Origin of the sequence: Planktothrix pseudagardhii (genome assembly GCF_904830925.1) — a bacterium.
GTDB classification, from domain to species: Bacteria; Cyanobacteriota; Cyanobacteriia; order Cyanobacteriales; family Microcoleaceae; genus Planktothrix; species Planktothrix tepida.
Map to the genome: position 1 here is coordinate 4291298 of NZ_LR882967.1, position 11611 is coordinate 4302908.

The following is an 11611-nucleotide window of genomic DNA, read 5'->3' on the forward strand; positions in this document are numbered from 1 at the left end:
ATCCCTTGCACCTGATTCATTTTTTCTTGTCTTCTCCTCCCGCCTGTTCTGGCTTTTCGCCTTTTTTCAGCAAGCCCTAGTTACAACATTTGTCGTCGGTTGTAGTTCTCCGAAAGTGGAAATTCCTAAAACCTACACGGAAATTCAAATTCAACAGATCCAAAAACATAACACTGATATTTTAGCCCTGCGCGATCGCTTTACCACCGAACTTCCTCGGTATATTAGCGCTCGGAATTGGGTACAAGTGGACACCTTTGTGCATGGGCCATTAGGTTCATTGTTGCAAGAAATGAATTATATTACTAAAAATTTGTTGCCCGATGCCCAACCGAAAGCCCGCAAACTGTCGAGAGAAGTGTTTGAACACTTAGTTGAAGTGACCAAAGCAGCAGAAAATCGTGACCCGGTAAAAGCTGCGTCAGGATATGAAGAAGCACTCAAAGATTTAGATTCATTTTTGAGTTTAGTTCCTCAAGCTTAAGGAACATTCGTTGAATCTGGAATAAATTTGAGACAATAGAGGCGTGAAATATCACGTCTCTATTCGATTTTTAAAGCATAAATTCCGAAGCAACAATCATTGTTCCTATCCCGGCATCCGTGAACACTTCTTGTAATAACGCATGGGGAACACGACCATCTAAAATATGAGCCGCCCGGACTCCTTGGGCTAAACTTCTGACACAACAAGTCACTTTAGGAATCATGCCACCCGAAACAATCCCTTGGTCAATTAATTGTCGAGCTTCCTGAATATTAACTTGGGCAATTAAAGTATCAGGATTATGATAATCCTCTAAAATTCCAGCCGTATCCGTTAACAGAATTAACTTTTCAGCACCCAAAGCCGCCGCAATTTCCCCCGCAACCGTATCGGCATTCATATTATAAGCCTGTCCATTTTCATCCGTTGCGACACTAGAAACAACAGGAATATAACCACTACTGACCAAAGATTCTAATAATTTAGTATTAACACTACTGACTTCTCCCACAAACCCAATATCAGCTTGACCTTGAGGACGAGCTTTAATTAAATTGGCATCTTTCCCGCATAACCCAACGGCTTCTCCTCCAGCTTGGTTAATCAGAGAAACAATTTCCTTATTCACTCGACCCACTAACACCATTTCCACCACATCCATCGTTGCTGCATCCGTCACGCGCAACCCATTTTTAAATTGAGGTTCAATTCCCAGTTTTCCCAACCAACTGTTAATTTCCGGGCCACCTCCATGAACCACCACCACTCGAATTCCGACAAAGGAAAGTAAGACAATATCTTGCATCACCTTATCTTTGAGGGTACTGTCCTTCATCGCAGCCCCACCATATTTCACTACAATAGTACGATTGGAAAACTTTTGAATATAGGGGAGCGCTTCACTAAGGACTTTAGCGCGAATCGCCGTTTCGGTTTTGTCGAAGTCGCTATATTTAAGCATAGAAATTTCCTGAGCACGTTTAGAGACGGATTCATTAGGGTTTTGGTTAATTAGGTCAAGATCTCACCGAACCCGCCCCTAAGATTTTAGTTGATTTGAGGGTTCCATAAATGCCCACCAACGACTAAGCGGCAAATAGATGACAGGAGCCCACAAACTGCTCAGAATGGCCGTTGACAGTGCCACCCGTTGTTGATGCAGCCACAGTTGTTCCAAATTAGAATAACCAAAGGCACTAAATTGTAAACCTCGAATCGTTTCTACGATAACAGCCATGCCAAAAACAATCAAAGCAACAGAAATAAAATCCTCCTGAATTTTTTTGATAATCCGTCTGTAAATCACAACGGTTAAAACGGCAACAGCAATAAAAGGAAGGATATGGGAAGGTTGAACGCGGGTTAATCCATCTAAAATTAATCCACAGCTTAAACCTCCAATAACGGCTTCGAGTAAAGTTCGTTTAATACTCCAAGCCACCAGCCAAATTAACACCCAGTTTGGAGTAATCCCAAACAATTCTAAGCCAGGGATACGAACCAAAGATAACCACATACAAACCATTAAGGAAATAATGGTAACAGTCCAATTTAAAACTTGATTCGGTTTAAAAAACATGAATATAGCAATCCTATTTGAGTTGTATCCAAAATTTCGGTTCAAAAGGGAACAGGCAACAGGGAACAGGCAACAGGCAACAGGGATAATACTTTTGGCTGTTTCATATCAGTTTTAAATTATTACAACCTCCGTCTCGAAGGCGCGGATTGCTATATTTAGGGAATTAATTCATTAAAAATCACTATTTTTTGAATGATACAGGAGTTTTAGGAATAAATTAACGTGAATAGCCCCAACCCTAGAATTTAATTTAAACGTTAAATTTATTGTCCTGGGGGAATAGGTTGTACAGAAGGATTAAGAGTTTTATTCGATTCCGAAGAGTTTTTTTGATTAGGATAAATAATCACCCATTCTAAAGAAGAAATCGGCACAAAAAATTCAACAATCGCTTCAGGAGCAGGAGCTTTATTCATATCTAAAGAAACAACTTTTCCAATGGGTAAACCAGCGGGTACAAGCTGACTAAAAGCGGACGTTACAACCACATCTCCCACCTTAACATTGGGATCACTTTCAAAAAATTCCATCACGCCTTGCTCCGTCGCATTTCCCTTCAGAAATCCCATATTGCGACTGCGGCTTACTGTGACACCAATGCGACTCATCGGATCACTCAGAAGCATGACTGTGCTAGTATTAGGCGTGACACTGATAACTCGTCCGATTAATCCCCCAGGTGCCACAACTAAATCTTGATTTTGAATTCCTTGCCGACTCCCACGACCGATAATAATTTGTTTCCACCAGGAATCTGCACTGCGACCGATTACAGGAGAAACAATTCCTTTATCTTGTTTTTTAGAAGCCACATAATTTAAAAGTTCTTGAAACTTTTGATTTTGGGTTTGTAATTCTTGAATTTGGGCTTCTAACTGATTAATTCGAGGATCAATTTGTCGAACAATTTTCTCTTGTTCTGTAACCGTTGATGTTGCTAAATGAAAGGGACGAGTTAACCAATAATACATTTCATATAACGCCGCCCCTTGGGTTTGTCGGACTAACCAAGCCGCTAAAACAGCTAAACCCAGTAAAATCCATTGATTCCGACTCCGATTCCACCAACTCCGTGTTTCCATACATCAGACCATTAAACGCTTAAAAAAAATTGAGGATGGTAAAAATTTTCCATCCCCTACTTCCCCAAGAATATCACCTAGAGATTACGAGAACCTCCAGTAAATACCCGTTCTAGTTGTTTAAAGTTTTCTAACACCCGACCTGTTCCCAACACCACACAACACAAAGGATCAGCGGCAATATGGGTAATAATTCCGGTTTCATGACTGATTAAGGTATCAATTCCCTTGAGTAAAGCTCCGCCCCCTGCCAACATAATACCCCGATCAATAATATCAGCTGCCAGTTCTGGGGGAGTCCGCTCTAAGGTTCGTTTAACCGCATCAATAATAATGGATAATGGCTCTGACATACTTTCCCGAACTTCCGGTGCTTTAATCGTCACGGTTCGGGGTAAACCCGATAATAAATGAATTCCCCGCACTTCCATGATCAATTCTTCATCCGCATAGGTGGGATAGGCTGAACCCATCTTGACTTTGATCTCCTCAGCCGTTTGCTCTCCAATCACCAAGTTATGAACTTTTTTCATATACTGGATGATAGCATCGTTGAGTTCGTCTCCTGCCACCCGTACCGATTCACTCAAGACCGTTCCTTGTAAACTGAGAACCGCGACTTCTGTAGTTCCCCCCCCAATATCCACAATCATATTTCCCGTCGGTTCCGCAACGGGTAAACCCGCACCAATGGCTGCTGCTATGGGTTCTTCAATTAGTCGGACATCTCTAGCTCCGGCTTGAGACGCTGCTTCAATCACCGCTCGCCGTTCTACTCCCGTTACACCACTGGGAATGCCAATCACAATTCGAGGAGCAATCAGGGTTTTTCCATCATGGACTCGCCGAATAAAATGTTTCAGCATTTGTTCAGCAACATCAAAATCCGCAATCACCCCATCTCGTAGAGGTCGCAGCGCAATTACATTTTCTGGCGTGCGACCTAACATTTTTTTGGCTTCTTCTCCAACAGCCAACGGGATCTTTTCCTGTTGGTCAATGGCAACTACAGAGGGTTCTTGTAGTACAATCCCTTTACCCGATACATAAACCAGCGTATTAGCGGTACCCAGGTCAATACCCATGTCCCGCGATAAAGAAAAACGACTAAAAAGACCCACTATTATTTCCGCCCCCAATATACGATTTTTTTTAACAAAGTTTGATAGAAGTTTGACAGATTCCCGCGTTAATCAGAATGTTAGACGAGGGATGCTAAAGCGGTTCTTTGCTGATTCGGAGTGTCCCCAAGAGCGAGTAACCGATGTGAATTTTATTACGTTTTGGTGTTTGCGTCTAGTCATCCCGCTTCTAGCATGAATCAGCAAGAGCTATCCTTCTCTTAACTATAGCCATAGTTCGTTGGCTCAAAGACCGGATCAGGATTGATTCTCGGTTATGGAGACCAAGGGATAAGGGGATAAGGGGATGAGGGGATGAGGGTGAATCAATAGTTAATCATCAACAACCCACGGTGAAATCGAATACAATACCATCAGGGTTGTTAATACCCGTACATCATTCGCAATCGTTAATTATTAGTCAATTATTAATTCAAAATAATGAGTCTAAATATCGTTACCTTGGTTGGTCGTGCTGGCAGAGATCCCGAAGTTAAATATTTTGGTGCGACCCGTTAAGCGTAAAAGTCATCAACCTTGATGGTGTAACGCTTGCAAGGAATTGTACAAACATACAAGACCTTGACAACTTAATTCCTGAGTGGGTGAGAATTATTAAGGAGTGTTACAGAAACATAAATCTTAACAAAATCTTAATAATACAATTCCCATCGTCTAAATGCGAGACGAAGCAATGCCCCCACTGGGGAGACTGACCATCAAACTGGTGAAGCGGGGCATAACGGAGGTAACTCTGAACCCAACAGGGAATCCCTTCTAGTGAGGTGAGTATGAGTAAGGAAAACTGAATCTGCGATTGAACCATCGTTATTGACAACAGCCTACGTGGGTTATGGGCTGGGCCAAAAGGCAAGGATAAGGGCTAGGCAACTCGAAGTTTGACCTAGAGCATTCCCAAAGAAACCCGGTGGATAGCAGGACTCTAACCTCGCCGTAAAGCAGGAATTAGGAACGGGATAACTTCTCGGTAATCTCTCAGGAGGTCGAATACCTGAGTAGGCAGTCAAGCCGCATGATGCCAAGAAGCGAGATTGATTCAGAAGCCAACGCCTTTAGGAAAGCTAAAGGATATGCTGACGGAATCACGGTGATTTGGAGATAGAAAATCGAGTAAAGGTAAAAACGTCATGGACACGGCTATTAAACCGATGTATGAATGGGAAACAATAAACTGGGCAAAAGCCCAGAGATATGTTTTCAAGCTTCAAAAGAGAATCTATCAAGCCTCTGAACGTGGTGATGTTAAGGCAGTTCGTAAGTTACAAAGGCTGTTGACTAATTCGTGGTACGCCAAAGCTTTGGCTGTCAGGAAAGTGACCCAAGATAACAAGGGTAAAAATACTCCCGGCTTTGATGGGATAAAGCGTCTTCGCAATCCTCAGAAAATCAGGTTAGCCAAAGAGTTACACTTCAATGACAAATCCGACCCCACTAAAAGGGTATGGATTCCAAAACCAGGCAAAGAGGAAAAAAGACCTCTTGGAATACCTACGATGACAGATAGAGCGAAACAAGCCCTAATGAAACTGGCACTTGAACCCGAATGGGAGGCTAAATTTGAGCCTAACTCTTATGGATTCAGACCAGGACGGTCAGCACATGACGCAATAGCGGCAATATACAATGGCATCGTTCAAAAACCGAAATATGTTCTTGATGCCGATATTGAAAAATGTTTTGACCAAATTAACCATGAGAAACTACTCGAAAAGTTGAACACCTCACCCACTTTTAGACGGCAAATTAAAGCATGGCTAAAATCTGGGGCAATGGCAGGCGAAAAATTATTTCCAACCCATGAAGAAACTCCCCAAGGAGGCGATATAACGCCATTATTGGCAAATATAGCTTTACACGGGATGGAAAACGCCTTAGAAGGTAAATTCAAACGAAGAGTCAGCAAAACTAAACAAAAGCGGGATATAAGCTTTGTTAGATATGCCGATGATTTTGTAATCATGGATGAAGATTTAGATGTAATCCTCGAAGCAAAATCAGTAATCAAAGAATGGTTAAAAGAAATGGGGCTAACTCTCAAAGAAAGCAAAACTAGAATCACTCACACTTTTGAAAAATACGAAGGTAAAGTGGGATTTGACTTTCTAGGTTTCAATATTCGGCAATACCCAGTTAGTGATAAACAAAGTGGGTCAATTGGTGGAACCGAATTAAAGAGAGGACATAAAACGCTCATCAAACCCAGTAAAGAAGCCATCCAAAGACATTTGGATAATATTGACGATTTACTAAGAAGGAATCGTAACTCAAGCCAAGAGCAAGTTATAAACGCCCTAAACCCGGTAATACGAGGATGGGCAGCTTACTACTCAACGGTAGCCAGTGCCAATACCTTCAGCAAAATCGACAGCATAATTTTTTCCAAACTAAGAGGATGGGCTAACAGCAGAAGTGGACGAGGACAGAATAAAACTGAAACCGTCTCAAAATACTGGGGAGTCAACAGAGGATTAGGCTGGATATTTATCACCCCCGATAACAAATATGTACTGGAAAAACACCAGAACATGAAAATTCGTCGCCATATCAAAGTAAAAGACACAAAAAGTCCTTTTAACGGAGATTGGATATATTGGGGACAAAGATTAAGCCAACATCCAATGCTAAGAAATATGGCATCCAAACTTCTTAAAAAACAAGAAGGAAAATGTAACCACTGTAATCTGAGATTCATTAGTATTGACTTGCTTGAAATCCATCATATTGACAGAAATCGAGCGAATAACAAAACGAAGAATCTTGAATTACTACATACGCACTGTCACGATATCAGACACGCGAATAAAGAGGTACTCTAACCAGCCAAGTCACTGAGGAGCCGTGTGAAGCGAAAGTTTCATGCACGGTTCTGAACGAGAGGTAGGAATGGCGACATCCCTATCGACTCTAATAGTCGGGCAAAGTCGTCTGTAAATTCACACTCGCTGTCAGACGTCGTAGTAGCAAAACCGATGAGCCGGATTGGTTCGATCTTGAACTGTGGAACAAAACCGCAGAAGTAGCGGCTAACTATGTCCGCAAGGGGACTTTAATTGGGATTAAAGGGGCATTAAAATTTGACCATTGGCAAGATCGCAATACCGGACTTCAGCGTTCTAAACCCTTAATTTCGGTTGAAGACTTAGAGTTACTGAGTTCTAAACGGGATGAAGAAGGCGCACCTCGGAACACTTACGATGAGTTTTAAGACGAGAATATTGTGGCTCAAGAATCATTAGACATCATCCAAAGTCAATACCAAGCGGGTCAATTGGCGTTTGAACAGGGACGTTATCGAGACTCTGTTCAATATTTAGAACAAGCTCGTGAAGCTGTGGACTCTAATTCTCGTCTGGGTGGAGAAATCCAAATCTGGTTAGTGACAGCGTTAGAAGCCTCTGGTCATCGGTCGGAGGCTCTCGCCCTGTGCAAACAGTTGATTCGTCATCCGACCGTTGCGACCCGTCAACAGGCGCGTCGGTTACGAGAAGTGTTAGAAGCACCCAAACTCTATATTGACCCAGAGGGATTTGTGAAAATTCCTGATTTAAATCATCTCGATGAGAAGGAAGATTCGCGCTCCCAAGCTTATCCGGTAACATCAACTCAGTCTGTTTCTAAATCCTCTCCTCCGGTGTTTGTGAGCAATATCGAGGGGGTAAAAACCCAAGACAATTACTTTTTGTGGGTGGCGTTAATCATGATGTTGCTCATCAGTGGTGGGTTATTTTGGCTAGGCTCCTTTTAACTTGAATATTCCCCCTGCTATAAACTTTGAGCAGGGGCATTCACTGTCATATTTTCGGCAACAAACCTGATAGACTGAGTATTGATGTTAATCTGCCTGCTCCCAGTCTGAAGCGGGGTTTCCTGTTTGCCATTAATTTTTTGATTGCAGTTTCCGGTGGATACCGCAGGAGTACCAACCGCGGAGGTATAGATGGAAGTTGAAATTCCCCAACTAGAAAGTGTTAAGCGCCAACTCATGAACCATCAGCGACCCAAAAAGCCCAAGATGTTGGTAGTTGACGATGAGCCAGATAATTTAGATCTGCTCTACCGTACATTTCGACGGAATTTTAATGTATTTAAGGCTGAAAGTGGCGTTCGAGCACTCGAAATTTTGGAAGATGAAGGGGAAGTGGCCGTTATTATCTCCGACCAACGAATGCCTGAAATGAAAGGGACGGAGTTTCTCAGCAAAACAGTGCCTCAGTTCCCTAATACCGTGCGAATTATTCTAACCGGGTTTACCGATATTGAGGACTTGGTAGATGCGATTAATTCTGGCCAGGTCTACAAATACATTACTAAGCCTTGGGACCCCAATGAACTCAAAGCCGTTGTGGAACGCGCCGCAGAAACCTATGAGTTACTGAACCAACGCACCGCAGAACTGAATCGTGCTCAGGCTCAAACCCAACTGTTAGCAACGATTATGGAAACTGCACAAGTTGCTACTAATCAAGAAAGTCTATTGACAACTATTGCTGAAGCGGTAGCAAAACAGTTCCAAGCGGATGTTTGCATTTTACAATCCATTCAAGACAATCACCTGACTCCAACAATCGGTCATTATAGTGGTGCAGGTGTTGGGGAAAACTGGTTAGAACATGATCCCATTGTTAAAGAAGCGATGACAACGGGAACCGTACAGGCTTCTATTAATATTACGGCTGATCCCACCTTAGCAACTCTCCCTCACTATCAAAGTTCAGGAATTCAAGCCCATATTAATGCTCCCATTCGCTATCGAGATCGTCAAATTGCTCTATTATCAATACAGTGGAAGCATCCTTGTCAGATGAGTCCCGATGATTTAACCACCATTTATTTAGTTGCCCAACAAATCGCCTTGGCTGTTATCAGCCTTGACCATTAATCCCCAAACTTAAAATGATCAACGAACACAACCGCGTTCAAGACATCTTTAATCGCATCGCACCGGTCTATGATCAGTTAAATGACGGGTTAAGTTTGGGACAACATCGGATTTGGAAAAAAATGGCAGTGGGCTGGAGTGGTTCAAAATTAGGAGATACAGCCCTAGATTTATGTTGTGGAAGTGGAGATTTAGCCCTATTATTAGCCCAACAAGTGGGAGAAACGGGACAGGTATTTGGAGTGGATTTTTCTAATTGTCAATTAGAAATTGCTAAATATCGACCTCAACCCTTTACCATTCCATCGGCTGCGATCGCTTGGGTAGAAGCGGATGTCTTAGCTTTGCCCTTTGCCGATAATACCTTTGACTGTGCCACTATGGGGTATGGTTTGCGGAATGTTCCCGATATTCCTCGCAGTCTCCAAGAACTGTATCGAGTCCTTAAGCCTGGATCAACGGCGGCGATTTTGGATTTTCATCGTCCTTCGAGTTCCCTACTGCGTACCTTTCAACAATGGTATTTGGATCAAATTGTTGTTCCCGCCGCAGAACGATTAGGTTTTAAAGAAGAATACGCTTATATTAACCCTAGTTTAGATAAATTTCCGATGGGCAATGAACAAGTAATATTAGCTCAGGAAGCCGGATTTTCTCAAGCCACACATTACCCGATTGCAAGCGGTATGATGGGAGTATTAGTGATAACTAAAGCCCATTAAACGATTAGCAAAGCTGCTCTGTTCCCTTGATTGGATGGGTAAAAAAACTGATAGCGGTTAGCTAGGGTGAAGGCTCACTCATAGTTTTTTGCGATAAGAATGGCTAATTTTTCTGATCTGTGGGTTTTAATTACGCCCCCAATTGTGGGGGGAATTATTGGTTATTTTACCAATGATTTAGCGATTAAAATGTTATTTCGTCCGTACCGACCCCTACAGGTTTATGGTCGAAGGGTTCCGTTTACTCCGGGTTTGATTCCTCGAAATCAAGACCGTTTAGCAAAACGGATTTCTGATACTATTATGGGGTCATTATTGACTCCAGAGGAGTTACAAAATTTAGCGCGTCGGTTGCTGGAAACCGAACGAATGCAAGCGGCTATTAATTGGTTTTTAAGATTGGCATTAGATCAAGTTAAATCTGATACAGAGCAAAAAACTGCTAAGATTTTATCAGGAATTTTACATGATTTTATTGGGGAGTCTTTACCTAGAATTTTAAGAGTTTTAGCCCGGAGAGATGATTTTTTGGCTCCTCAAATCAATCAAATTTTTGATCAAGTGTTATTAGAATTTCAACTTAGTGATAAACAATCAGAACAGTTATCAGAATGGATTTTAGAGGTTGTGTTACCTCCAGAAGTCTTGCGACAAGCTTTAATTGATTTTCTCACAGATCGCAATATTTCAATTATTGATGAGGGATTCCGCGAACAAAGCAGTGGAACTTATTGGGTTGTTGCCAATTTATTAGGATTACGCAATAGTTTAACTCGGCTGCGAACTTTTTGTTTAGATGAAAAAGAAGAAACAAATCGACGACTAGCGGAATTAATTAAATCGTTAGGATTAGGAATAAGGCTGCAAGAATGGTTACAGAATATTACCTTGCAAAATTTACCTGTTTCTACCGTTAAACAACTGCGAAAAACCCTACGAGATGCCGTTAAAGTTTATATTCAGGAACAAGGAATTGATGTCATGCAAGGGTTAAGCCAATCCATTGATTGGGATCATCTTTCAACGTTGATTTTAAAACGATTACAAACCTCTCCTGTGATGAATACATCTTTAGAGTTAGTGAGTCAAGAATTAGCCTTACTTCTGGAACGATATTTAGAACAGGATTTAGAAAAAATTATGACTCAAGTGATTCCCATTCTCAATATTGAACAGGTGATTATTGATCGAGTTAACGGAACTTCCCCGGAAAATTTGGAAGCTGCTATTAACGGTATCGTTAAAAGTGAATTACAGGCGATTGTTAATTTAGGGGGAATTTTAGGCATTATTGTGGGGCTATTGCAGACGCTTTTGTTAATATTACGATAGCGTTTATCTTTTCTAATTTTGTGAATGAATATGACAACTCCTAAATCAAAACTCAGTCCTGAAATCTATGCGCGTCTGAAAGCAGAAGCAAAGGCTCCCTATCGGGGTTTGCGACAGTTTATTTATGTTGGTTTTGGGGCTTCCGGTTTAATTGGTGCGTTTGTGTTCTTGGCCCAACTATTAGCGGGGCGGAATATTGAATCTGCGTTACCGAACTTAGCCTTACAAGTGGGAGTGGTAGCTCTGATGGTGGGGTTGTTTCGTTGGGAACAACGGGCCAATCGCCGGATATCTGGCCCAAAGTAACATAACGACACATTTCTCAATCAACCAAAACAAGACGCAATCAAAAGAAAATAAAGAAAATATTACGAAATTAAGGTTT

11 protein-coding genes and 1 pseudogene are annotated in these 11611 nt (G+C 41.8%); 8 read left to right on the forward strand and 4 right to left on the reverse strand.

The window, feature by feature from the left end:
* Nucleotides 1-43 precede the first annotated feature (43 nt).
* Entirely contained in the window at nucleotides 44-484 is a 441-nt protein-coding gene (gene psbQ / locus NMK36_RS18275) for a photosystem II protein PsbQ (protein WP_302184693.1), read from the forward strand.
* A gap of 70 nt (nucleotides 485-554) precedes the next feature.
* On the opposite strand, the gene argB is transcribed toward psbQ, so the two are convergent.
* The 4 genes from argB to NMK36_RS18295 all read right to left on the reverse strand — a co-directional run bounded on the left by argB (nucleotide 555) and on the right by NMK36_RS18295 (nucleotide 4236).
* Nucleotides 555-1448, reverse strand: a complete 894-nt coding sequence (gene argB, locus NMK36_RS18280) for an acetylglutamate kinase (RefSeq protein WP_072719664.1) — start codon at nucleotides 1446-1448, stop codon at nucleotides 555-557.
* A gap of 78 nt (nucleotides 1449-1526) precedes the next feature.
* Complete coding sequence (gene mreD / locus NMK36_RS18285) at nucleotides 1527-2066, reverse strand: rod shape-determining protein MreD (protein WP_072719665.1); 540 nt, start codon at nucleotides 2064-2066, stop codon at nucleotides 1527-1529.
* Nucleotides 2067-2332: 266 nt separating this feature from the next.
* Nucleotides 2333-3151 carry a rod shape-determining protein MreC gene (mreC, locus tag NMK36_RS18290; protein ID WP_072719666.1) on the reverse strand — a complete coding sequence of 273 codons (819 nt, stop codon included), beginning with the start codon at nucleotides 3149-3151 and terminating at the stop codon, nucleotides 2333-2335.
* A 77-nt stretch (nucleotides 3152-3228) separates the two neighbouring features.
* Nucleotides 3229-4236, reverse strand: a complete 1008-nt coding sequence (locus NMK36_RS18295; protein ID WP_186440372.1) for a rod shape-determining protein — start codon at nucleotides 4234-4236, stop codon at nucleotides 3229-3231.
* A gap of 1184 nt (nucleotides 4237-5420) precedes the next feature.
* Here NMK36_RS18295 and ltrA point away from each other — a divergent pair.
* From ltrA to NMK36_RS18330, 7 genes and pseudogenes are all read left to right on the forward strand, one after another.
* The gene (gene ltrA, locus NMK36_RS18300) at nucleotides 5421-7109 is read left to right on the forward strand and encodes a group II intron reverse transcriptase/maturase (RefSeq protein WP_072719668.1); all 1689 of its coding nucleotides are present in this window, start codon (nucleotides 5421-5423) and stop codon (nucleotides 7107-7109) included.
* 107 nt (nucleotides 7110-7216) lie between these two features.
* Nucleotides 7217-7498, forward strand: a pseudogene (gene ssb, locus NMK36_RS18305) (single-stranded DNA-binding protein); the annotation flags it as partial.
* 12 nt (nucleotides 7499-7510) lie between these two features.
* Complete coding sequence (locus tag NMK36_RS18310) at nucleotides 7511-8038, forward strand: tetratricopeptide repeat protein (protein ID WP_072719669.1); 528 nt, start codon at nucleotides 7511-7513, stop codon at nucleotides 8036-8038.
* 192 nt (nucleotides 8039-8230) lie between these two features.
* Nucleotides 8231-9172 (forward strand): response regulator, encoded by a 942-nt coding sequence (locus NMK36_RS18315; RefSeq protein ID WP_254174347.1) that lies wholly within the window; start codon nucleotides 8231-8233, stop codon nucleotides 9170-9172.
* Between the two features lie 14 nt (nucleotides 9173-9186).
* Nucleotides 9187-9894: a bifunctional demethylmenaquinone methyltransferase/2-methoxy-6-polyprenyl-1,4-benzoquinol methylase UbiE gene (gene ubiE / locus NMK36_RS18320; protein WP_254174348.1), complete on the forward strand. Its 708-nt coding sequence runs from the start codon at nucleotides 9187-9189 to the stop codon at nucleotides 9892-9894.
* Between the two features lie 99 nt (nucleotides 9895-9993).
* A complete protein-coding gene (locus NMK36_RS18325) occupies nucleotides 9994-11226 on the forward strand; it encodes a DUF445 domain-containing protein (RefSeq protein ID WP_072719672.1) in 1233 nt (410 codons plus the stop codon).
* Nucleotides 11227-11256: 30 nt separating this feature from the next.
* Nucleotides 11257-11532 carry a DUF3493 domain-containing protein gene (locus tag NMK36_RS18330; RefSeq protein WP_139295066.1) on the forward strand — a complete coding sequence of 92 codons (276 nt, stop codon included), beginning with the start codon at nucleotides 11257-11259 and terminating at the stop codon, nucleotides 11530-11532.
* Nucleotides 11533-11611 lie beyond the last annotated feature (79 nt).